This window comes from Nocardioides sp. (assembly GCF_030149505.1).
In the GTDB taxonomy this organism is placed as follows: domain Bacteria; phylum Actinomycetota; class Actinomycetes; order Propionibacteriales; family Nocardioidaceae; genus Nocardioides.
In genome coordinates this window covers 1-22,459 of sequence record NZ_JASBRN010000001.1, presented here as the reverse complement: position 1 = coordinate 22,459, position 22,459 = coordinate 1, and the positions used below count along the sequence as shown (strand labels likewise).

General features: G+C 73.5%; 22 protein-coding genes and 1 pseudogene. 14 read left to right on the top strand and 9 right to left on the bottom strand.

The window, feature by feature from the left end; all coding sequences use genetic code 11:
- Entirely contained in the window at positions 1-996 is a 996-nt protein-coding gene (locus Q1V71_RS00115) for a glycoside hydrolase family 6 protein (RefSeq protein WP_300638952.1), read from the bottom strand.
- Between the two features lie 29 nt (positions 997-1,025).
- Here Q1V71_RS00115 and Q1V71_RS00110 point away from each other — a divergent pair, with 29 nt between their 5' ends.
- Entirely contained in the window at positions 1,026-1,640 is a 615-nt protein-coding gene (locus tag Q1V71_RS00110) for a nucleoside triphosphate pyrophosphatase (protein ID WP_300638949.1), read from the top strand.
- Positions 1,641-1,658: 18 nt separating this feature from the next.
- Here the strand turns inward: Q1V71_RS00110 and Q1V71_RS00105 are convergent, their stop codons facing one another.
- Together Q1V71_RS00105 and Q1V71_RS00100 are read right to left on the bottom strand one after the other, a co-directional pair.
- On the bottom strand, positions 1,659-2,855 hold the full coding sequence (locus Q1V71_RS00105; RefSeq protein ID WP_300638946.1) for an acyl-CoA dehydrogenase family protein: 1,197 nt from the start codon (positions 2,853-2,855) through the stop codon (positions 1,659-1,661).
- 32 nt (positions 2,856-2,887) lie between these two features.
- A complete protein-coding gene (locus tag Q1V71_RS00100; protein WP_300638943.1) occupies positions 2,888-3,397 on the bottom strand; it encodes a hypothetical protein in 510 nt (169 codons plus the stop codon).
- A 185-nt stretch (positions 3,398-3,582) separates the two neighbouring features.
- Here Q1V71_RS00100 and Q1V71_RS00095 point away from each other — a divergent pair, with 185 nt between their 5' ends.
- The 6 genes from Q1V71_RS00095 (at position 3,583) to Q1V71_RS00070 (ending at position 9,395) form a co-directional block, all read left to right on the top strand.
- Complete coding sequence (locus tag Q1V71_RS00095; protein ID WP_300638940.1) at positions 3,583-5,376, top strand: biotin carboxylase N-terminal domain-containing protein; 1,794 nt, start codon at positions 3,583-3,585, stop codon at positions 5,374-5,376.
- Positions 5,377-5,484: 108 nt separating this feature from the next.
- Positions 5,485-5,967: a PH domain-containing protein gene (locus tag Q1V71_RS00090; protein WP_300638937.1), complete on the top strand. Its 483-nt coding sequence runs from the start codon at positions 5,485-5,487 to the stop codon at positions 5,965-5,967.
- Positions 5,964-7,466, top strand: a complete 1,503-nt coding sequence (locus tag Q1V71_RS00085) for a PH domain-containing protein (protein ID WP_300638934.1) — start codon at positions 5,964-5,966, stop codon at positions 7,464-7,466. The genes Q1V71_RS00090 and Q1V71_RS00085 overlap by 4 nt, the downstream gene beginning before the upstream one ends.
- Before the next feature lie 11 nt (positions 7,467-7,477).
- A complete protein-coding gene (locus Q1V71_RS00080) occupies positions 7,478-7,720 on the top strand; it encodes a biotin/lipoyl-containing protein (RefSeq protein WP_300638931.1) in 243 nt (80 codons plus the stop codon).
- Positions 7,717-8,898 (top strand): benzoate/H(+) symporter BenE family transporter, encoded by a 1,182-nt coding sequence (locus Q1V71_RS00075; RefSeq protein ID WP_300639079.1) that lies wholly within the window; start codon positions 7,717-7,719, stop codon positions 8,896-8,898. Before Q1V71_RS00080 ends, Q1V71_RS00075 begins: the two co-directional genes overlap by 4 nt.
- Before the next feature lie 374 nt (positions 8,899-9,272).
- Positions 9,273-9,395, top strand: a complete 123-nt coding sequence (locus Q1V71_RS00070) for a hypothetical protein (protein WP_300638928.1) — start codon at positions 9,273-9,275, stop codon at positions 9,393-9,395.
- Between the two features lie 21 nt (positions 9,396-9,416).
- Here Q1V71_RS00070 and Q1V71_RS00065 read toward each other — a convergent pair whose 3' ends face one another.
- The 4 genes from Q1V71_RS00065 to Q1V71_RS00050 all read right to left on the bottom strand — a co-directional run bounded on the left by Q1V71_RS00065 (position 9,417) and on the right by Q1V71_RS00050 (position 13,440).
- Complete coding sequence (locus tag Q1V71_RS00065) at positions 9,417-10,646, bottom strand: SpoIID/LytB domain-containing protein (protein WP_300638925.1); 1,230 nt, start codon at positions 10,644-10,646, stop codon at positions 9,417-9,419.
- Between the two features lie 88 nt (positions 10,647-10,734).
- Positions 10,735-11,877, bottom strand: coding sequence for a SpoIID/LytB domain-containing protein (locus Q1V71_RS00060; protein ID WP_300638922.1), 1,143 nt, complete (start codon positions 11,875-11,877; stop codon positions 10,735-10,737).
- Between the two features lie 13 nt (positions 11,878-11,890).
- Positions 11,891-12,094, bottom strand: a complete 204-nt coding sequence (locus Q1V71_RS00055) for a hypothetical protein (protein ID WP_300638919.1) — start codon at positions 12,092-12,094, stop codon at positions 11,891-11,893.
- Positions 12,091-13,440 (bottom strand): MFS transporter, encoded by a 1,350-nt coding sequence (locus Q1V71_RS00050; protein ID WP_300638916.1) that lies wholly within the window; start codon positions 13,438-13,440, stop codon positions 12,091-12,093. The genes Q1V71_RS00055 and Q1V71_RS00050 overlap by 4 nt, the downstream gene beginning before the upstream one ends.
- Before the next feature lie 98 nt (positions 13,441-13,538).
- On the opposite strand from Q1V71_RS00050, the gene Q1V71_RS00045 reads away from it, so the two are divergent.
- Entirely contained in the window at positions 13,539-14,192 is a 654-nt protein-coding gene (locus tag Q1V71_RS00045) for a hypothetical protein (protein ID WP_300638913.1), read from the top strand.
- Positions 14,193-14,222: 30 nt separating this feature from the next.
- On the opposite strand, the gene Q1V71_RS00040 is transcribed toward Q1V71_RS00045, so the two are convergent.
- Complete coding sequence (locus Q1V71_RS00040) at positions 14,223-15,617, bottom strand: NAD(P)H-quinone dehydrogenase (RefSeq protein WP_300638910.1); 1,395 nt, start codon at positions 15,615-15,617, stop codon at positions 14,223-14,225.
- Positions 15,618-15,744: 127 nt separating this feature from the next.
- Entirely contained in the window at positions 15,745-17,145 is a 1,401-nt protein-coding gene (lpdA, locus tag Q1V71_RS00035) for a dihydrolipoyl dehydrogenase (protein ID WP_300638907.1), read from the bottom strand.
- A 45-nt stretch (positions 17,146-17,190) separates the two neighbouring features.
- On the opposite strand from lpdA, the gene Q1V71_RS00030 reads away from it, so the two are divergent.
- From Q1V71_RS00030 to Q1V71_RS00005, 6 genes and pseudogenes are all read left to right on the top strand, one after another.
- Positions 17,191-17,643, top strand: a complete 453-nt coding sequence (locus tag Q1V71_RS00030; RefSeq protein WP_300638904.1) for a gamma-glutamylcyclotransferase — start codon at positions 17,191-17,193, stop codon at positions 17,641-17,643.
- A gap of 18 nt (positions 17,644-17,661) precedes the next feature.
- The gene (locus tag Q1V71_RS00025; protein ID WP_300638901.1) at positions 17,662-18,465 is read left to right on the top strand and encodes a purine-nucleoside phosphorylase; all 804 of its coding nucleotides are present in this window, start codon (positions 17,662-17,664) and stop codon (positions 18,463-18,465) included.
- 22 nt (positions 18,466-18,487) lie between these two features.
- Positions 18,488-19,165, top strand: coding sequence for a TetR family transcriptional regulator (locus Q1V71_RS00020; protein WP_300638898.1), 678 nt, complete (start codon positions 18,488-18,490; stop codon positions 19,163-19,165).
- Entirely contained in the window at positions 19,162-19,800 is a 639-nt protein-coding gene (locus Q1V71_RS00015; RefSeq protein ID WP_300638895.1) for a heme oxygenase (biliverdin-producing), read from the top strand. Before Q1V71_RS00020 ends, Q1V71_RS00015 begins: the two co-directional genes overlap by 4 nt.
- Positions 19,801-19,837: 37 nt before the next feature.
- A complete protein-coding gene (locus Q1V71_RS00010; RefSeq protein ID WP_300638892.1) occupies positions 19,838-21,508 on the top strand; it encodes a phospho-sugar mutase in 1,671 nt (556 codons plus the stop codon).
- 326 nt (positions 21,509-21,834) lie between these two features.
- Positions 21,835-22,459: pseudogene (locus tag Q1V71_RS00005) on the top strand (hypothetical protein); the annotation flags it as partial.

Genomic DNA, 22,459 nt, shown 5'->3' with positions numbered 1-22,459 from the left:
TCACCAACCGGCAGCACGAGCCATGGCGAGCGCCTGGTCGAGGTAGACCTCGCCGGCCTGCGGCCCGAGGTTGCAGGTGCCGTCGGACTCCGCGGGCGGCTTGACCCACAGGTAGGCGTCCAGTCCGCTGCCGTCGTCGACGAAGCCGGGGAGCCGGCCCAGCGCGCGTCCCGGCGGGTTGCACCACTCCTCGGTGGCCCCGTTGCCGTTGCGCCCGCGGTCGATGACCCAGTGCGTGCCACCGCCCAGCGCCCGGTCGAGGCGCTCGGCGTAGGCCATCTCGGCCTCGTCGGTCTGGTAGTTGGAGACGTTGGTGCTGAAGCCGCGGACCCGGTCGATCCCGACCTCCTCGAGCATCGCGGCCATCTCGTCGACCGGCACCCAGTCGGAGTGCCCGGCGTCGACGTAGGTCGTGATGCCGGCCGAGGCCAGGACGTCCACGGCCTCCGCGATCAGCCCGACCCGCTCGTCGCGGTTGCCGCACTCCAGCGAGGAGGCCAAGGCGTCCGGCTCGACCACCACGGCGACGTTGTCACCGGCGCGCACGGCCAGCACCGACTCCGCGATCTCCTCCACCCACGGGCGGTAGTCGTCCGCCTCCAGCCCACCCGCGGAGAACCCGCCCGAGCAGTCGCGGTCGGGGATGCCGTAGAGGACGAACACGGGGATCTCGTCGGCGGCCTCGGACTTCTGCACGACCGAGACGACGTACTGGTCGGCGCGGCCGGGCGGGTACTCCTCCGGGGTCAGCCAGATGCCGGAGGGCACCGCGGCCATCTCCCGCAGGATCGCCGCGTCCTCGGGGCGACCCTCCGCCTCCATCCGCCCCGCTGCCTGCAGCGTGCGGTTGGCGGGGTCGGTGAAGAGCGCGCGCTCGGCGAAGATGTTGCCACCCGGTGCGGGCCGGTCGAAGGGGCCGAGGTTGCGCGACGCGGCGACGGCGACGAGTCCAGCTGCAAGCGCCAGCACCGCCACCAGGGCCAGGAGGATCCGCATGCCCTTCATCATGCCGGTACGGTCCGAGCGTGCTGCCCTTCGTCCTCGCCTCCGCCTCCCCCGCACGCCTGTCCACGCTGCGCAACGCCGGCCTCGACCCGCTCGTCGTGGTGTCGGGCGTCGACGAGTCGGTGCTCGACGGGCTGCCCCCGGCCGAGCTGGCGGTGGGCCTGGCGGAGCTCAAGTGCCGCGCGGTGGTCGACCGGGCCGAGGTCCCGGCCGGGGCGCTGGTGCTGGGCTGCGACTCCGTGCTCGAGCTCGACGGCCAGGCGCTCGGCAAGCCCGGCACCGCCGAGGAGGCGGTGTCGCGCTGGGAGGCCATGCGCGGGCGCACCGGGGTCCTGCACACCGGGCACTGCCTGCGCATCGCCGGCGACGCGCACGAGCTCTCGACGCTGGCCTCCACGACGGTGCACTTCGCCGAGCCCAGCGACGCCGAGATCGCGGCGTACGTCGCGACGGGCGAGCCGCTCCACGTCGCCGGCGCGTTCACCGTCGACGGGCTCGGGGGCGCCTTCGTGCGCGGCATCGAGGGCGACCACCACAACGTCGTGGGGGTCAGCCTCCCGGTGCTGCGCGAGCTGGTCCGCGAGCTGGGGCGCGAGTGGACCGACCTCTGGGCCCCGCGTGCCGACCGCGCCTGAGCGCCTGAGCGGCCGGGGCTACTCGACCGGCAGCCCCAGGCCCCGCGCGATGAGCATCCGCTGGACCTCCGAGGTGCCCTCGCCGATCTCGAGCACCTTGGCGTCGCGGTAGAACCGGGCGACGGGGTACTCCTCCATGAAGCCGTAGCCGCCGAAGACCTGGGTGGCGATCCGGGTCGCGGTGACCGCGGACTCGGTGGAGTAGAGCTTGGCGACCGCCGCGGCCTGCTTGAACTCCTGGTAGGAGGCCGAGCCGTCGCGGTCCATCGCGTCCTTGATCGCGGCCGCGCGGTAGGTCAGCATCCGGCTGGCGTGCAGCATCACCTCGAGGTCGGCGATCTGGAAGGCCACGCCCTGCTTGCGGCCGATCGGGCCGCCGAAGGTCTGGCGCTCGCCGGCGTAGGCCACCGACATGTCCAGGCAGGCCTGGATGCAGCCGACCGAGAGCGCCGAGATCGCGACGCGACCGTCGTCGAGGGTGGCCAGGAACTGGGCGTAGCCGCGGCCACGCTCGCCGAGCAGGTGGTCTGCGGGCACCCGGACGCCCTCGAAGGAGAGCGGGTGGGTGTCGGAGGCGTGCCAGCCGAGCTTGTCGTAGGCCTTCTCCGCGGTGAACCCGGGCGTGCCGGCCGGGACCATGATCGCGGAGATCTCCGGGCGGCCGTCCTCGCGGGTGCCGGTGCGCGCGGTGACCGTGACCAGGCTGGTGATCGAGGAGCCGGAGTTGGTGATGAACTGCTTGGCGCCGTCGACGACCCACTCCTCGCCGTCGAGGACGGCCTTGGTGCGGGTGGCGCCCGCGTCGGAGCCGGCGCCGGGCTCGGTCAGGCCGAACCCGGCCAGCCGCTCCCCCGCGACCAGCGCGGGGAGCCACTCCTTCTTCTGGGCCTCGGTGCCGTAGGTGAGGATCGGGTTGATGCCCAGGCCGACGCCGGCCTGCAGCGTGATGCCCATCGACTGGTCGACGCGCCCGATCTCCTCGATCGCCACGCAGAGGCTGGTGAAGTCGCCGTCCTCGCCCGCGCCGCCGAACTCCTCGGGGGCGGTCAGTCCGAAGAGGCCGAGCTGCCCCATCTTCTGCACCACGTCCACGGGGAAGTGGTGGTCCTTGTCCCACTGGGCGGCGTGGGGGGCGATCTCGGCCTCCGCGAACTCGCGGACGCTGCGGCGGAACTCCTCGTGCTCGCGGGAGAGCTCGAACGCGGTGCTGGTCATGGCGGCCAGCGTACCCCCGTGGTTAGCGGTTGTTAACCAGCCTGGCGGAGCGCGAGCCGGAGCCGGCCCCTGCGTCCTGTGGGACCCCCAGCAGCCGCGGTGCTCGCGCCCCCGGCACGCGGGGCGGGGACCACGGCCGTGGGCAGGCCGGTGCCGACCAGGTGCAGCAGGCCGTCGCGCAGGCTGGTGTCGAGCTCGAGCAGGGCGACCACCGCGGAGGAGCAGGGCGTGCAGGACCCGCCGTGGACCGCGAGTGCACGCCGCTCCTGGCGGGCGAGCCGCTCGCCCGCGCTGTCGGCCAGGCGCAGGACCAGGGAGCCGCACTCGGCGTCGTACCCGGTGCCGAGGCCGAGGACGACCTCGCGCCGGAAGGCGAGCACCGTGGTGCGGACGAGGGCCTCGGTCTCGGCCTCCGAGCGCCCCAGTCGGTCGGCGAGCGCGGCGACGGGCTCGCGCTCGACGACCCGCGAGTGCAGGACCGTCCTGCGCAGCGGGCTCAGTGCCTGCCATGCCTCGGACCACGGGTGCTCGGTCGCGTTCACGTCCTCTTCAACGCCCGCGGCGCGCCAGGGTCACGCGCGGGCGTCCGGAGTCTGGACCACGGACGTGCCGGTGTCCGCAGCGCGTACCCCGACCGACCGGGTACCCCGCTGGCGATACCCTGCGTCGCGGACCGGCGCCCGTCGGCCCCACAGCCCCTCGCACACCCCGCCAGGCAGGAGTCAGCGTGCCGGAGATCAAGCCACTGCAGAAGGTCCTCATCGCCAACCGCGGTGAGATCGCGGTCCGCGTCATCCGGGCCTGCAAGGACGCCGGTATCGGATCGGTGGCCGTGTACGCCGAGCCCGACCGGGACGCGATCTTCGTGCGGATGGCCGACGAGGCCCACTCCCTGGGCGGCGCGACGCCGGCCGACTCCTACCTCGACATCGCCAAGATCATCGCGGTGGCGCAGAAGTCCGGTGCCGACTCGGTGCACCCCGGCTACGGCTTCCTCGCCGAGAACGCCGACTTCGCCCAGGCCGTCATGGACGCCGGGCTGACCTGGATCGGTCCCCCGCCGGCCGCCATCGAGGCGCTGGGCGACAAGGCCAAGGCCAAGCACATCGCCGACCGCGCGAACGCCCCGCTCGCCCCCGGCACCAAGGACCCCGTCGCCGACGCCGACGAGGTCGTGGAGTTCGCCAAGGCCAACGGCCTGCCGGTCGCCATCAAGGCGGTCTTCGGCGGCGGCGGCCGTGGCCTGAAGGTCGCCCGCACGCTCGAGGAGATCCCCGACGCCTACGAGTCCGCGGTGCGCGAGGCGGTCACCGCCTTCGGTCGCGGCGAGTGCCTGGTCGAGAAGTTCCTCGACAAGCCGCGCCACGTCGAGACCCAGTGCCTGGCCGACCAGCACGGCAACGTCGTGGTGGTCTCCACCCGTGACTGCTCGCTCCAGCGCCGCAACCAGAAGCTGGTCGAGGAGGCCCCCGCGCCGTTCCTCACCGACGCCCAGCTGAGCGAGCTCTACGAGTCCTCCAAGCGGATCCTCAAGGAGGCCGGCTACTACGGCGCCGGCACGTGCGAGTTCCTCGTCGCCCAGGACGGCACCATCTCCTTCCTCGAGGTCAACACCCGCCTCCAGGTGGAGCACTGCGTCTCCGAGGAGGTCACCGGCATCGACCTGGTGCGCGAGATGTTCCGCATCGCCGCCGGCGAGGAGCTCGGCTACGACGACCCGGAGATCCGCGGCCACTCCATCGAGTTCCGCATCAACGCCGAGGACGGCGGCCGCAACTTCATGCCCGCCCCCGGCACCCTCTCGGCCTGGACCCCGCCACAGGGCCCCGGCGTCCGCGTCGACGGCGGCTACGAGAACGGCCAGACCGTCCCCGGCTCCTTCGACTCCCTCATCGCCAAGCTCATCGTCACCGGTCGCGACCGCACCCAGGCGATCGAGCGCTCGCGCCGCGCGCTGAGCGAGTTCGTCGTCGACGGCATGCCCACGGTCATCCCCTTCCACGAGGCCGTGCTCCGCGACCCGGCGTACGTCGGCTCCTCGAACGCCACCGGCGAGGGCGAGTTCACCGTCTACACGCAGTGGATCGAGACCGAGTTCGACAACCAGATCCAGCCCTACTCCGGCGACGTGGCCGAGGCCGAGGAGGCCGGCGAGCGCCAGTCGGTCGTCGTCGAGGTCGGCGGCAAGCGGCTCGAGGTCGTCCTCCCCGCGGGCCTGGCCTCCATCGGCGGCGGTGCGGCCGCTGCGGGTGGCGCCAAGAAGCCCAAGCGGGCCGGTGGCAAGAAGGCCGGTGCGGCCGCCTCCGGCGACGCGGTGACCTCCCCGATGCAGGGCACCGTGGTGAAGGTCGTCGTCGAGGAGGGCGCGAGCGTCGCCGAGGGCGACACCGTGGTTGTCATCGAGGCGATGAAGATGGAGCAGCCGCTGAAGGCGCACAAGGCCGGCACCGTGACCGGCCTGTCCGCCGAGGTCGGCGCCACCGTCACCAACGGCCAGGTCATCTGCGAGCTCAAGGACTGACGAGGACGCGGCAGCGGACTCGTCGATCGGTGGTCGAGCGAGCGGCACGGCTGAGCCTGCGAAGCCGTGACCCGAGTGGTCACTGCGCGTGCCCGTAGGGTCGAGGGCGTGACGACGCTGCGCCGGCCCGCCCACCGCGTCGACCCCCGCGCCCGGCTCATGTGGCAGCTCGGCGCGGCCACCGAGGTGGTGGGGCTGGCCACCGCGCTGGTCGTCACCTCGCTGGTGCTGGACCTCTACGACCTGCGCTGGTGGATGCCCGCCCTCCTCGCGACGTACGCCGTGGGGCGGGTCGGCCTCGTGCCGGTCTGGCGCTACCGGGTGCACCGCTGGGAGGTCACCGAGCACGCGGCGTACACCCAGACCGGGTGGTGGGCCCGCGAGCGCCGACTGGCCCCGATCAGCCGGATCCAGACCGTCGACTGGGACCAGGGGCCGCTCGAACGCCTCCTGGGGCTGGCCAACGTCACGATCACGACCGCGTCAGCGGCCGGCGCGATCGCGATCGCGGGCCTGGACCAGGCGACCGCGGAGTCGCTCGTGGCCGAGCTGACCGTCCGCGCGGATGCAGCCCCCGGGGACGCCACGTGAGCGGGCCGCTCGACGACGCGACCTGGCACCGCCTCGACCGACGGATGCTCGTGGTGCAGCCGGTGCAGGAGCTGCGCCGGTTCCTCCCGCTGCTCGTGGGGGCCTTCGTCGCCGGTGGCACCGCTCGCGGCGGCGGGCTGGGCTGGGAGCTGGGGGCGGTCGCGGTCCCCGTGCTCCTGGGCGTCGCGCGCTACCTCACCACCCGCTACCGCATCCACGACGGCCGCGTGGAGCTGCGGCGCGGCCTGCTGCAGCGCACCCTGCGCACCGCCCAGCTGGACCGCGTGCGGACCGTGGACCTGACCTCCGGGCCGGTGCACCGCATCCTGGGGCTGTCGACCGTGCGGATCGGCACGGGTGCCGGCGCCGACCAGGACCTCGACCTCGACTCGCTCGGCCGTGACGAGGCCCAGCGCCTGCGGGTGGCGCTGCTGGACCACGCGGTCGCCGAGGGTGCACCACTCGCCGCCGGGGGCACGGAGCCGGGCACGGCAGCGGATGCCCCTGCCCCGGAGCCGGACCGCGTGGTGCTCCGCCTGGACCCCTCCTGGGCGCGCTACGCACCCCTCACCAGTGCCGGCGTGCTGGCTGCCGCGGCGCTGCTCGGCGTCGCCACGCAGGTCGCCCCGGACTCCGCCTGGCGCGTGGACCGGCTTCCCGACCTGACCCCCGAGGGCTGGGGGTGGCTGGTGCTGCTGGGCGTGGGGCTCGTCGCCGCCGCTCTCGCCAGCGCCGTGCTCGCCGTCGCGGGCTACCTCGTCACGCACTGGGATCTCACGCTCACCCGCACCCCGCGGCAGTGGCGGCTGGTCCGCGGCCTGCTCACCACCCGGGAGACCTCCGTGGAGGACGCCCGGCTGGCGGGCGTCGTCGTGCGCGAGCCGCTCGGGCTGCGCCTGGCCGGGGCCGCGGAGCTGGGAGCGGTCGTGACCGGGCTCGGCGGGGAGCAGAAGGGCACGCTGACCCTCGTGCCGCCCGCGCCGCTCGCGACGGTCGCCGGCGTGGCGGCCGAGGTGATCGGGGCCCGCTCCCCGGCGTACGCCCCGCTGCGCGGGCACGGGCCGGTGGCGACCCGACGCCGGTGGCTGCGCGCGCTGGCCCCCGTGCTGGTCCTGCTCGTCGTGGCGACCGCGGCCGTGCTGCTGGCCGACGTCCCGGCGCCGGTGCTGGTGCCGATCGCGCTGCTCCTCCTGCCCGCGGCGGCGCTGGCCCGCGACCGGTCCCGCTCGCTGGGCCACGCGCTCGTCGAGGGCCACGTGGTCGCGCGCTCGGGGAGCCTCGTACGCCGTCGCGAGGTGCTCGGGGTCGGTCACGTCATCGGCTGGACCGTGCGCGACACCTGGTTCCAGCGCCGGCAGGGCCTGGTGACCCTCGATGCGACGACCGCGGGCGGACGGCAGCGCGTGACGGTCCTCGACGTCCCGGAGGGCGCCGGCATGGACCTGGCCGCCGGGTCCACCCCTGAGCTGCTGGCTGCGTTCGTGCTCGACGGTCGGTAAGTTCTGCAGCCATGTCCCCGCTGACGTCGACCGAGCGCGCGCGCCCCGGCCACGTCACCGCACCGTTCCAGGGCGTCGTGAGCGTCCTGGTCCGCGAGGGCCAGCAGGTGGGCGCCGGCCAGGTCCTGGCCACGATCGAGGCCATGAAGATGGAGGCGGCCATCACCGCCCCGCGCGCCGGCACGGTCGCGCGCGTGGCGCTCCGGGACGCCCAGGCCGTGGCCGGTGGCGACCTCGTGGTGGTCCTCTCCTGAACCGCGAACGCCTGGCGAGCGAGGCCGCACTGGCCGGGGTGGTCGCCGCGGTCGTGGGGTTCTCCAGCAGCTTCGTCGTCGTGCTGGCCGGCCTGGTCGCCGTGGGCGCGACCCCGGCGCAGGCCGCCTCGGGCCTGGTGGCGCTCTGCGTCGCGCAGGCGCTCGGGATGCTGTGGCTCGCGCTGCGCCACCGCACGCCGGTCTCGCTGGCCTGGTCGACCCCGGGCGCCGCGCTCCTGGTGACGACCGGGACGGTCCAGGGCGGGTGGCCTGCCGCGGTGGGCGCGTTCGCGCTCACCGGCGTCCTGGTGGTGCTCACCGGACTGGTGCCGCGCCTAGGCGACCTCGTCGCCGCCATCCCCGTGCCGCTCGCGCGGGCGATGCTCGCCGGGGTGCTGCTGCCGCTGTGCGTGCAGCCGGTGCTGGCCCTGGCCGACTCCCCGCTGCTCGTCGGCCCCGTCGTCCTCGCCTGGCTGGTGCTGGTCCGGCCGGCGCCGCGCTGGGCCGTGCCGGCCTCGCTGGCCGTCGCGCTCGTCGTCGTGGTCGTGGAGGCCGACGACACGGTGGCCGCGCAGGACCTCCTGCCGACGCTGTCTCTCACGCTGCCGGCGTGGAGCGCCTCGGCCGCCCTCGGCATCGCCCTCCCGCTGTACGTCGTCACGATGGCGTCGCAGAACGTGCCGGGCGTGGCCGTGATGGCGACCTTCGGCTACCGCGTGCCCTGGCGGGAGTCGCTCGGCGTGACCGGCCTGGGCACCCTGCTCGCGGCACCGCTCGGCGGCCACGCCGTCAACCTGGCCGCGATCACCGCCGCCCTCATGGCCGGGCCGGCCGCCGGGGCCGACCGGGCCCGCCGCTGGCAGGCCTCGGTCGCGGCCTCGATCACCTACCTCCTGCTCGCCGTCGCGGCCGGGGCGCTGACGACCCTGGTGGCGGCTGCGCCCGAGGGCGTCGTGCAGTCGGCCGCGGGCCTGGCCCTGCTCGGCACCCTCGCCGCCTCGCTGGGCGACGCGCTGGCCGAGGAGCAGGAGCGGCTGCCGGCCGCCGCCTGCCTGGTCGTGGCGGCCTCCGGCGTCACCGTCCTCGGCATCGGCGCGGCGTTCTGGGCGCTGGTCACGGGCCTGGTGCTGCGGCAGGTGCTGGTCCCGGCTCGTTTGCCGGGCCGGCCGCGTGGGTAGGGCCCGACCGACCCGGCGTGACCGACGAGGGACGAGAGGAGCTCGACGTGCAGGATCCCGTGGAGGAGCTGGCCGAGCTCAGGAGCGCGTTCGACGACGTCGCCAACGAGACCAGTGACTTCGGAGCGGGTGGCTGGCCGCGCGCCGTCATCTGATGACCAGCTCCGCACCCTCCCGCTCACGGCTGCGGACCCTGTCGGCGCTCACCTGTGCAGGCTTCGCCGCCCTGGTCGTCCTGGCGCTCCTGGCGCGTCCCCTCGCACCCGAGCTGTGGACCTGGACCGCTGCCTACGCCGCGGCGGGCGCCCTCACCGCGGCCCTGCTGGGCGGGCTGGTGCCCGGCGTCGGTCCTGGGGGGGGCGGGGACCCTCGCCGTGCTCGTCACCGTCGTCCTGGCGATCGTGCTGGTGGTCGTCGGGGGACTCGGGGGCCTGGCCCTCGCCGCGAGCGTGTACGCCGTGGTCGCGCTCTGGCAGACGGCGCGCGCCCAGGCCTGAGAGCGCCCTCGGCCGCAGCAGTCAGGGCTGCCGGAACGTGACCCAGGTGGAGCGCAGGCCCAGCCCGGAACGGAAGGCGTCGCCCGTCACCGTGACGCTGCCCCCGGAGCCGGTCAGCCGCAGCGAGCGGACCCGGCCGCCCCACTGTCCGTTGCCGTCGCGGGCGAGCACCTCGACCGAGCGCAGGTCGCCGACCTTCGGCCAGGTCGACTCGATCCGGTCGTCGGTCACGGTGACCGACCAGGAGTGGACGGTGTTGCCCTCGTACCCGTCGTAGGGGTCCTCCTGCGCGACGAGGTAGTCGACCGAGCCCTGCGAGGTCCAGCCGCCGCTGCTCGCGGAGAACTGGGTGAACGCGGGCTCGCCGTCGACGGTGCGCGCCTGCCCCTTGGTGGCGCGAATCGCCGCGTCGGAGGCGGGGTGCTCGGCATCGGCGCCGCCGTAGACCTGGCAGGAGGTCGTGTCGCAGACCTGGTAGTGCTGCGCGCGGGGGTGCGCCCGCTCGTACGCCGCGTAGGTGCGGGCGGCGACCGACTGGGCCTGGACGGCCGCCGGGCTCCACAGCGCCGGCATCTCCAGCGGCACGACCCCGCGCAGGTAGTCCTCCAGCCGGACCCGGTTGACGGTGTCGCGCGCGGGGCTGCCCGGGGTGGGCGCCGCGGCGTGGAGACGACCGCGGTAGCTGCGCTCGGCGCCACCGGGCAGCACGAGGGTGACCGGGGCGTTGCGGGCGTCGAAAGCGCCCTCGCCCTGGAGCACCAGGTGCTTGCGCCAGCCGCCGTCCTGGGCCGCGCCCGAGGGCAGCCAGGAGACGCGGTCGCGACCGGTGTGGTCGCGGCGGACCCGCCACAGGGCGGCGCCCTCCTCCTCCAGCGCGGTCACGGTGCCACTGGCCAGGTCGCGCACCCGCAGGCCGGGCCGGGCGCGGACGACGAGGTCGTCGGTGGTGTCGGCGCTGATCAGCACGCTGATCCGACCGGCGGCGCGGCCGTCGTCGGTGCGCGGGTAGTAGAAGTCGAGGATCTCCTCGGCGCTCAGGCCGGCCCGCGCGGCTCCCTCCGCACCGTGCTGGGACATGCCGCGGCCGTGTCCGAAGCCGCGCCCGAGGATGCGGATGCTCGGCTCCCCGGCGACGTCCCAGCGGTCGCGGTCGGCACCCGCGGCGGCCACGGTGGGCGCCGACGACAGGCTCACGCCGAGGCCCAGCGCGAGCACCGCGGCCAGGCCCGCGGCACCGCGGAGGGGGGACATGGTCCCTATGGCACCACGCGTCACAAGAGGTAACAATCGCCTCAGGAGAACTACAGATCTGTAGTTCTGGGAGGCCTGTCCCAGCCGGTCAGGACACCTCGTGGAAGAGGGTGCTGCGCAGCCCGAGGCGGATCCGGAAGGTGTCGCCGCTGACGGTGCTCGAGCCCTCGCTGCCGACCACGGTGACCCGCGTGACCCGGCCGCCCCAGGCGCCACGGCCGTCGCGCTCGACCACCTCGACGCGCTCGTAGTCGCCGATGGTGTCGAAGGCGGTCTCCAGGTCGGCGACCGAGACGGTCTGCTCCCACTTGTAGCGGTCCCACGAGTCCCGGCGTGCAGGGAGGTAGTCGAAGGAGCCACGGACGCTGTAACCGCCGTTGCTCGCGGAGAACTGGGCGAAGATCGGGTCCCCGCCCCGGGTCACCGCACGCCCGCGGGTCGCCCGGATCGCGGCGTCGGACGCCTCGTGCTCGGCGCTCGCACCGCCGTAGACCTGGCACTGCGAGGTGTCGCAGATCTGGTAGTGCCTCGCCGCCCGGTCGGCGCGCTCGAACGCGGCGTAGGTGCGGGCGGCGACCGCCTGTGCCCGGACCGCGTCGGGGTCCCAGAGCGCCGGCACCTCCTGGGGCACGACCCCGCGCAGGTAGTTCTCCAGCGAGAGCCGGTTGACGGTGTCGCGCCGGGTCCCATCGGCGGACGCCGCGGCCGAGCGGAGCACCCCGCGGTAGGCCGTCCGGCCCTCGGGGGTCACCAGCGTGATCGGGGCCGGGGCGCTGAACTCGGCGTCACCGGTGAACACCTGCTGCCGGCGCCAGGACCCGTCGCGGCGCGACTCCAGCACGCTGCGGCCGCGGCCGTCGGCGGAGACCCGCCACTGCTCGGCCCGGGGGTCCAGCTTCGCGAGCGACCAGCTCCTCGCCGTACCGACCTTGGCCAGGCGCAGCCCGGGACGGTCCTCCACCCGGGTGTCACCGTCGTCGTCGCCGGAGATCCAGACCGCCACCTGCCCGCCCGCCCTCCCGAGTCGGGTCCCGGGGTAGTAGGTGCGCAGGATCCGTTGCCAGCCGACCCCCTGCGTGGCAGCACGTTGGGCGCCGTGCTGCGAGAGCCCGATGCCGTGGCCGAAGCCGCGGCCCTCGAGCCGCAGCGGGTCGGCCGCGGAGGCGGGCGCGACGGGCAGCAGCAGCCCGAGGGCCAGGAGCAGGGCAGGGGCGAGGGTCCGAGTTCCCATGCCCCCTATGACATCACCCGTCGTAGGAAGGTTGCGACTGGGCGTTGAACGTGCCCATCCGCACCTTCTTGGCCTCGTCCAGGAGCGGGTCGTCGATGCTGAAGACCTCGAGCTGGCCGAGGACGTCAACGCCGGCCAGGCCGCCGAGGTCGTGCGGATGCAGCGGCTGCTGGCCGACCTCTGAGCCGTGCCGCCCCTGCCCTGAGGGGGCGGTCAAGGGCGGGGGTCCATCACCGGCACCTCGGTGTCGATGAGGGACGGCGGGCCGACTGCGATCGCCTCCTCGGCCTCGGGCGCGGAGGAGCGGGCGTCGGCCAGCACCTCGGCGGGGACGTGCTGCTCGAGCCACCGCCGTGCGTAGAGAGCCACGGGGTGGAGTGCGGCCGTGGCGAGCACGATGATCCCGGCGATCACCAGCCAGCCGTAGGAGCTCCAGGTGATCGCGAGGAAGGTGTAGACCGCCGGCGCCCACACGCGGCCGAACGTCCCGCTGAACTCCGCCACGCCCTGGTAGTTGCCACGCTGACGCGGGTCCATGAGCTCGGCCTCGAAGGTCCAGCTGGCGGCCGAGAGCTTGAGCTCGGCGCCGGTCAACGTGACGTGCCCGAGCCAGATGAGCAGGATCGTGACCCAGCCGACCGTCGAGTGGGTCGCCATGGTGATCAAGCAGGAGAGCACGAAGAACGCCGAGGAGAGCCTCATCGCCTTCAGTGCCGTCGGCACGTCGGACACACCACGGGCCGCCGCCATCGGCAGCACGATGCACATCACCGTGTTGGTCCCGAGCAGCAGGGCGACCAGCTCACGGGGGGCGTCGGTCTCGCTGATCACCCACAGCGGGATGACCATGTGCAGCAGCACCTGGTTGGTCCAGGCCACACCGACCAGGAACGTCGTGGCCAGCCAGCCGGGGTTGCGGAGCGGCCCCGGACCCGGCACCTTCACCTTCCGCTCCTCGGGCGTCTTGGAGTCGTGCGAGGCGTCGGGCAACCGGGTGATCGCGGCCGCGTTGACCAAGAAGGCCAGCGCCGTGAACCACGGCAGTCCCTGGAGCAGCAGGTCCCCCGGCATGGCGAGGGCAAGCGCGCCCACCGCGGCACCGATCGTGAAGCCGGCGTTGAGCGCGGAGTACATGTAGGCGCGCGACCGGACCCGCTCGCCCGGAGGGAGGACATCGATCGTGTACGCGCCGTGAGCGGCGCCCCCGAGAACACCCACGACCTCCATGGCGACCGCCATGACGACGTACCCCGTGAAGTCGTCGATGAACGGCCACAACGCGAACATCGAGGCCTGCCCGACCGCGGAGACCGCCCACATCCGACGCGGACCGAAGCGGTCGACGACCTTGCCCATCGGCAGGGCGGCCACGAACGCTGCAATGCCGGCGATCGTGAGACCGAGCCCGACCTCGACCGGCTCCAGACCGACGATGACCGTGAAGAACACCGCTGACCCGGCGAGGAACGCTCCATCGCCCAGCGCGAAGAGCAGCGACTGGCGAGCGAGCCGTCCGGCGAGCGGCGAGGGCGGGCGGGCGGCACGGAGCAGGGCGGCGATCATCGGGTCGGATGATCCTCGCGCACGCGGTCGTGCGCCAATCGATTTCGAGGAGGTCTCGGCCGGGTTTCGAGTTGGCAGACAGGTGACAGGATCGGGGCATGTGGAACCCCCTGCGCGCGCGGCGAGAACGCCGCGAGGCATACCTGTTGGAGCGTGAGGCGTTCCGCGCCGCCAAGCGCCTGGTCCGCGAGGACGTGACGCTCTTCGGGGAGCAGGTCGCCGCGCTCGAGCTCGCGCCCGACGCGACCCACGACGTCCGCGAGCACCACCGCTTCGCCCTCGAGGCCTACGACCGGGCCAAGGCGGCCCTGGAGCCGGCCGACTCCCTCGCCGAGGTCGAGGCGGTGGAGGCCGTGCTGGAGGACGGCCGCTGGGAGCGTGCCGCGGTCCTCGCGCTCGCCTCCGGCGAACCGCTCCCCGAGCGCCGCGGCCCCTGCTTCTTCAACGCCCAGCACGGCCCGTCGGTGGCGAAGGTGCAGTGGGCACCGCCCCACGGGACGCCCCGCAGCATCGACGTGTGCCGCAACGACCAGCTGCGGCTGGAGGGCGGCGAGGAACCGGAGGCGCGCAAGGTCCGCGTGGGCGACCGGTGGCTGCCCTGGTACGCCGCCGAGGAGGCCACCTCGGAGGCGGCCATGCTCCGCCAGTGGGCGGGCGGCAGCCCCCTCGGCCGCGCCGCACGGGCCGAGCTGAGCACGCTGATCCAGGGCGTCAGCTCGATCTCGCCCTCGGACGGCCGCCCCCGGCACTGACCTGTCGGCGCGACCCGGATAGGTCCCCGCTCAGATGCGGTGCAGCCTCCGTGCGGCCTCGGCGATCGAGCCGCTCATCGAGGGGTAGACCGTGAACGCCTGGGCCAACTGGTCGGCGGTGAGCGACTCGGCCACCGCGATCGAGACCGGGTGGATCAGCTCGGAGGCGCGCGGGCCGACGACCACGCCACCGACGACGATGCCGGTGCCGGGACGGATGAAGAGCTTCACGAAGCCGTCGCGGACGCCCTGCATCTTCGCGCGCGGGTTGCCCGACAGCGGGAGCATGACGACCTCGGCCTGCATCTCGCCCGCGTCCACCGCCTCTTGCGAGCAGCCGACGGTGGCGATCTCCGGGGCGGTGAAGACGTTGGAGGAGACCTTCTTCAGGTCCAGCGGATGCACGGTGTCGCCGAGCAGGTGCCACATCGCGATCCGGCCCTGCATGGCAGCCACGGAGGCGAGCATGAGGACGCCGGTGCAGTCGCCGGCGGCGTACACCCCTCGCGCGGAGGTGCGCGAGACCCGGTCGACGTAGACGAAGCCGCCGTCCTTGAGCAGCACGCCCGCTTCCTCGAGACCGAGGTCGGTGGTGTTGGGCACCGAGCCCAGCGCCAGGATGCAGTGCGAGGCCTGCACCTCGCGGCCGTCGGTGAGCGCCACGGTGACGACGTCGCCGGAGCGGGTCACCGACTCCATCCGCGACTTCGACAGCACGTTCATGCCGCGGCGCTTGGAGACCTCCTCGAGCACCATGGAGGCGTCCGCGTCCTCACCGGGCAGCACCCGGTCGCGGGAGGACACGAGCGTGACCGGGATGCCCAGGGCCTGGTACGCCGAGGCGAACTCCGCGCCCGTGACGCCGGAGCCCACCACGACCAGCTCCTCGGGCCGCTCGTCGAGGTCGTACACCTGCTCCCAGGTGAGGATCCGTTCCCCGTCGGGCTGGGCGCTGGGCAGGGTCCGCGGGGCGGCGCCGGTGGCGACGAGCACCGCATCGGCGTCCAGCACGGTCTCCGCCCCGTCGGCGCCGGTGGCGACCACGCGCCCCGGACCGTCGAGCCGCCCGCGGCCGTGCACGAGCCGCACGCCGTCGCGGTCGATGCGGCGGGCGATGTCGCGGGACTGGTCGGCGGCCAGCTGCTTGACCCGGGCGTTGACCCGCGCGAGGTCGACCGTGATGCCGGAGGCGGCGTCACCCTCCTTGTCGCGCATGGTGATGCCGAGCTCGCCGGCCTCGGCGACCTCGGTCATGACCTCGGCGGTCGCGATGAGGGTCTTGCTGGGCACGCAGTCGGTGAGCACCGCCGAGCCACCGAGCCCGTCGGTGTCGACGATGGTCACCTCGGCCCCGAGCTGGGCGGCCACGTGGGCGGCCTCGTAGCCGCCGGGGCCTCCGCCGACGATGACGACGCGGTCGGTCATTGGACTGTCTCCTCGCTAGCGACTGGTGTCTCGACCCACCGGACCACGGCTTCGTCCCTCAGCCGTGCCGGCTGCTCGACCTTGACTCGCCCACGCGTCGAGCTCCTTCGTCGCTCGTCGCTGCTCGTCAAAAGTTGATCATGTGGCCGGTGATGCCGTGGACGGCTTCCTTCACGGCCTCCGACAGGGTCGGGTGGGCGAAGACGTTGCGGGCGACCTCGTCGGCGGTCAGGTCCCACTTCTGGGCCAGGGTCAGCACCGGGAGCTGCTCGGTGACGTCGGGGCCGATCATGGCCGCACCGAGGATCTCGTTGTGCTCGGCGTCGGCGATCACCTTCACGAAACCGACGGCCTCGCCGAGTCCCTGCGCCTTGCCGTTGGCCGAGAACGGGAACGTCGCGGTCTTGACGTCGTACCCCTTCTCCTTGGCCTGCTCCTCGGAGTAGCCGAAGGAGCCGATCTGCGGCTGGCAGTAGGTCGCGCGCGGGACGAAGTCGTACTCCACGGGCATGGTCTCGGCGCCGGCGAGGGTCTCGGCGGCCACGATCCCCATGGCCTCGGCGACGTGGGCGAGCATGAGCTTCCCGGTGACGTCGCCGATGGCGTAGACGTGGTCGACGCCGGTGCGGCAGTAGTCGTCGATCTCGATCGCGCCGCGGTCGGAGACGGTCACGCCGGTGGCCTCGAGGCCGTAGCCGTCGACGCGGGGGGCGAAGCCGAAGGCGGCGAGGAACTTGTCGGCCTCCAGCACCTGGGAGTCGCCGCCGGACGCGGGGCTCACGGTGACCTTGACGCCCGAGCCGGTGTCCTCGACCTTCTCGACCTTGGTGGAGGTCATCACCTTCACGCCGAGCTTCTTGTAGTGCTTGGCCAGCTCCTTGGACACGTCGGCGTCCTCGGTGGGGACCATCCGGTCCAGGAACTCCACGATCGTCACGTCGACGCCGAAGTTCTTCATGACGTAGGCGAACTCGACGCCGATGGCGCCGGAGCCGCCGATGATGATCGAGCTCGGCAGGTTCTCGTCGAGGATCTGCTCCTCGTAGGTCACGACGTTCTCCGAGAGCTCCAGGCCCGGCAGCAGCCGCACCTTCGCGCCCGTGGCGATGATCAGGTCGTCGCAGGTGTAGGACGTCGTCGAGCCGTCCTTGCCCTTCACGTCGAGCGAGGTCGGACCGGTGAGGGTGCCCCAGCCGTCGATCTCGGTGATCTTGTTCTTCTTCATGAGGAAGTGGACGCCCTTGACGATCCCCTCGCTGACCTTGCGGCTGCGCGCGTGGGTCGGGCCGAAGGACATCGTGGCGTCGCCCTCGATGCCGTACTTGGCCTTGTCGTGGGTGAGCACGTGGGCCAGCTCGGCGTTCTTGAGCAGCGCCTTGGAGGGGATGCAACCGACGTTGAGGCAGACACCGCCCCAGTACTTCTCCTCCACCACGGCGACCGACTTGCCGAGCTGAGCCGCGCGGATGGCGGCGACGTAGCCGCCGGGGCCGGCGCCGAGGACCAGGACATCGAAGTGCGTCGTCACGTGTCCCACCCTAGTCCCGGTCCGCGGACGGTTAACCTTCGGCCTGTGACGCTGTACGCCGCCTACGGGACCAACCTCGATCCCGCGCGGATGGGCGAGCGGTGCCCGCACTCCCCGCTGCGCACCACCGGCTGGCTGGAGGGCTGGCGACTGACCTTCGGCGGTGAGGAGCACGGCTGGGACGGAGCGCTGTCCACGATCGTGCAGGACACCTTCGAACGGGTCTTCGTGGCGGTCTACGACGTCACCCGCGAGGACGAGCGGCTGCTCGACGAGTGGGAGTCGGCCGACAACGGCCTCTACCGCAAGACCAAGGTGCGGGTCTCGACGATGACCGGCAGCCAGGTGGCCTGGACCTACGTCCTGGACGCCTACGAGGGGGGCATCCCCTCTGCGTCGTACCTCGGCGTGCTCGCCGACGCCGCCGAGGCGGCCTCGGCGCCCGACGACTACGTCGCCGCGCTGCGTCGTCGGCCCTGTCGCTCGACCGGACTGTGACGCCGTAAGGTCCGGCTCGTGAACGAGGAGCCGACCCCCTACTCCCGTGCCGAGGACGCCGCCGCGCGCCTGGCCGACCTGACCGGCGTCGAGCGCCACGACGTCGCCCTCGTGCTGGGTTCCGGCTGGCTTCCGGCCGTCGACGCGCTGGGCGAGGCGACCGCCGAGATCGACACCACGGACCTGCCCGGCTTCTCCGCCGCCGCGGTGGCCGGGCACAGCGGGAAGATCCGCTCGGTCCGCGCCGGGGACCGCCAGCTGCTGGTGTTCCTCTCCCGCATCCACTACTACGAGGGGAAGGGCGTCGAGGCCGTGGTGCACGGCGTGCGCACCGCCGCCGCGGCCGGCTGCCGCGCGATCGTGCTCACCAACGGCTGCGGCGGGCTGAAGCCGCACTGGACGCCCGGCACACCGGTGCTCATCAGCGACCACCTCAACCTCACGGGCCGCTCCCCCATCGTGGGCGCGCGCTTCGTCGACCTCACCGACCTCTACTCCAGCCGGCTGCGCGAGATGTGCCGCAGCGTGGACCCCTCCCTGGAGGAGGGCGTCTACGTCCAGTTCCCCGGACCTCACTACGAGACCCCCGCGGAGGTCCGGATGGCCGGCATCCTCGGCGGCCACCTCGTGGGCATGAGCACCACCCTCGAGGCGATCGCCGCCCGCGAGGCCGGCATGGAGGTGCTGGGCATCAGCCTGGTCACCAACCTGGCCGCCGGCATCAGCGACCAGCCCCTCGACCACGCTGAGGTCCTCGAGGCCGGCCGCGCGGCGGCGTCCCGGATGGGGGACCTGCTCAGCCGGGTCGTCCCGGGGATCTGACGGAGCACCAGGAGGCACGCTGATGGACCGGACCCCCGCCACCCAGCCCGTCCGTCCGGGCGGGACGGCTGCCAGCGGCGCCGAGACCCGCGAGCGGCTCCTGGTCGCCGCGACCCGCGCGTTCGCCGAGCACGGCGTCACGAACGCCTCCCTGCTCGACATCACCCGCCAAGCCGGCCAGCGCAACCGCGGCGCCGTGCACTACCACTTCGGCTCCCGCGAGGGCCTGCTGGCCGCCGTGCTCGAGCAGCACGCCGCCTTCCTGTCCGAGCGCGAGCACCGGCTGCTCGAGGTCGCCCAGGGGCGACCCGACGACGACCTGGCCGCGGCCCTGGAGGCGCTGGTGCGGCCCGCGACCGAGCTCTCCGAGACCGGCTGGAGCGGCCGCTGCTACCTCGTCATCGTCGCCGACCTGATCGCCGACGAGCAGCACGACAAGGACCCCGACGTGCAGGCGGCGCTGGAGCGCTCGGGCGGGGTCCCGGTCTACGAGCTGATCTCCGCGCGGATGCCGCAGATGCCCGACGACGTCCGCGCCGAGCGCCTGGCCCTGCTGACCTCCTTCATCCTGCGCTCCATCGGCGACCGGGCCCGGGCCGAGGAGCGCGGCTCGACCCAGCGCCTGGCCCTGGACACCGAGTCCTTCGTGCGCAACCTCGTCTCGATGTGCGCGGGCATGCTGCGCGCGCCCCTGCCTTGAGCCTGACCGTCGCGGTCAAGGAGGGCACCCGCGCCGAGCACGAGGCGGCCGAGCGCAGCCCCTTCCTCGTCGCCCTGCTCGGTGGCGGGGTCGACGCGAGCGGGTACGCCGCCTACCTGCGCCGACTCCGACCGGTGTACGCCGCGCTCGAGTCGGTCGGCCGGGCGATGCGGGAGGACCGATGGGTCGCCGCGGTCCACGACCCGGCGCTGGACCGGCTCGCCGCCATCGACGCCGACCTCGCCCACTGGGCACCGGGCGCACCCGTGGCCGTGGACTCCCCCGCCGCCGCGGCGTACGTCTCGCGGATCGAGGCCACCACCGCCTCCGGCGCGCGGTACGTCGCTCACCACCACACCCGCTACCTCGGCGACCTCACGGGCGGGCGGGTCGTGCGCCGGGCCGTGCAGCGACACCTGGGCGCGACCGGACCGGGCCTGGCCTTCTTCGCCTTCGAGCTGTCGGAGAAGCCGAAGGCGTACAAGGACTGGTACCACTCGCGCATCGACCGGCTCCCGACCTCCCCGCGCGACGTCGAGACCGTGGTCCACGAGGCGCGCGTCGCCTTCGAGCTCACCCGTGGCCTGCTCGACGAGCTCGCCGACGGCCCTACCGAGGACCCCACGCCGCACTGACGCACGGTCAGGAGCCCCCGGCCGCTAACGTCGCGCCATGAGCACCGCCGCCTCGCCCGAGATCGCCGACCTCCTCGACCGCGCCCGGGCGTGGGCAGCCGCCGACCCCGACGCCACGACGCGCGCGGAGCTCGAGGCGATCGTCCGGGACGTCGAGGCCGGGGGCGACCCCACCGACCTCGCCGACCGCTTCGACGGCACGCTGGAGTTCGGTACCGCGGGCCTGCGCGGGGCCCTCGGCGCCGGCCCGAACCGGATGAACCGGGTCGTCGTGCTGCGCGCGGCGGCCGGGCTGGCGGCGTACCTCCCCAGCCGGGGGGCGGTGGTCGTCGGGTACGACGCCCGCCACCTCTCCGACACCTTCGCCGAGGACACCGCCGCGGTCATGAGCGGCGCCGGGCTCGACGTGTGGTTGCTGCCGCGCCCGCTGCCGACGCCCGTGCTGGCCTACGCCGTCCGCGAGCTCGGCTGCGTGGCCGGCGTCATGGTCACCGCCAGCCACAACCCGCCCCAGGACAACGGCTACAAGGTCTACCTCGGGGACGGCAGCCAGATCGTCTCGCCCGCCGACGCGGAGATCGCCGCCAGGATCGCCGAGGTCGGGGACCTCGCCTCGGTCCCGCGCGGCACCGGGTGGAAGGTGCTCGGCGAGGACCTCCTGGACCGCTACCTCGACACGGTGGCCGGGCTGGCCGAGGACGGTCCGCGCGACCTCGACGTGGTCTACACCCCGCTGCACGGCGTCGGCGGCACCGCCGTCGCGCAGGTGCTGGAGACCGCCGGCTTCGAGCCCGCGCAGGTCGTGCCCGAGCAGGAGGAGCCCGACCCTGACTTCTCCACCGTCGCCTTCCCCAACCCCGAGGAGCCGGGGGCGATGGACCTCGCGCTCGCGCTGGCCCAGGAGCGCGGCGCCGACCTGGTCGTGGCCAACGACCCCGACGCCGACCGGTGCGCCGCCGCCGTGCCCACGCCCACGGGGTGGCGGATGCTGCGCGGCGACGAGGTGGGCGCGCTGCTCGCCACGCACCTGCTGCGCCGGGGCCGCACCGGAGTCCTGGCCACCACCATCGTGTCGTCCTCGCTGCTGTCGAAGATCGCGGCCGCCGCGGGGCAGCCCTACGAGGAGACCCTCACCGGCTTCAAGTGGATCGGCCGGGTCGAGGGGCTGGCCTTCGGCTACGAGGAGGCCCTGGGCTACTGCTGCGACCCCGAGCACGTGAAGGACAAGGACGGCGTCTCCGCGCTCCTGCTGCTCTGCGAGCTCGCCGCCTCCCTCAAGGCCGAGGGCCGCACCCTGCTGGACCTGCTCGACGACCTCGCTCGCGAGCACGGCCTGCACGCCACCGACCAGGTCTCTGTGCGGGTCTCGGACCTCTCGCTCATCAGCGGCGCCATGGAGCGGCTGCGCACCTCACCGCCCACCTCGCTCGGCGGCCTGTCCGTGCTCGGGGTCGACGACCTCGCGCTCGGCTCGGACTCCCTCCCGCCCACCGACGGCCTGCGGTTCCGCCTGGACTCCGGCGCCCGCGTCGTCGTCCGACCCAGCGGCACCGAGCCGAAGATCAAGTGCTACCTCGAGGTCGTCGTCCCCGTGGAGCCCGCGTCGCAGAACCCCGACCAGGTCGACGCCGTCGAGGCGGCCTGGATCTCCGCCGCCACCCGCCTCGACGCCCTCGGCGCGGACATCCGGCGGGCTGCCGGGCTGTAGGTCCCTCTGCTGGTCGAGCAGGCGAGCGCCAGCGAGCCGTCGTCGAGACCGCGTACGCCGGTCGCCCTGCTGTTACCAGGGTTGCTCCCTGGGTCGCCGTTGGTGGGTCGTAGCGGGTTCGCGCCGCAGCAGGTCCTGGATTTCGAGAAGGCGTGGTCGCCCTCGGCGCCGCTTGGGCTTCTTGGTTGCGGTCCGCTCCAGCCTCGCCCCTGCCTGGGGTGCTCGCTCGGGCTGGGCTTCGATCGGACGGCAAGAATGTCGCGAAAAAGTGGACCTGACCTGGGGAAACACTGTCTATCGAACGTGTGTTCGACTATACTTTCACCATGTCCAGCAGCCCCCTCCTCGACGCGATCCGCGCCGCCAAGCAGCGCGAGGACGACGCCGCCCGGGAGCTGCTGATCGGGGTCGCCGAGTGGGCCGACCGTCACACCACCGGTGCGTTGATGCCGGACCTGTACGGCACCTACTCCCACCCCGACGACGACGCCTACGACGCCGCGGAGTCCGCGTGGACGGCCCGGTTCGGGATGCCCGGCGCCGACACCATGCTCGACCTCGCCGGCGCCGGTGCACCCGAGGTCTCCGACTTCGCCGTCACCGAGCTCGCCACCGCCCTCGGCAGGACGAAGGAGTCCGGGCGCCTCCTCGTCGGCGACGTCGTCGAAGCCAGGCACCGCCTCCCCAAGGTGTGGGCGCGACTCCTCGCCGGGCAGGTCACCGCCTGGCGGGTACGCCGCCTCGCTCAAGCCACCCGCGGCCTCTCGGCCGAGGCGGCCGCGTTCGTGGATGCGCAGGTCGCCCACGTCGTCCACACAGTCGGCCCCGCCGTCGTCGAACGGCTCGTCCTGGAAGCCTCAGCCCGCTTCGACCCCGAATCCACCGAAGTGCAGGAATGCGACACCCGGTCGAACCTCTACTTCGACCTCGACCTCGCCACACCCGCCACCA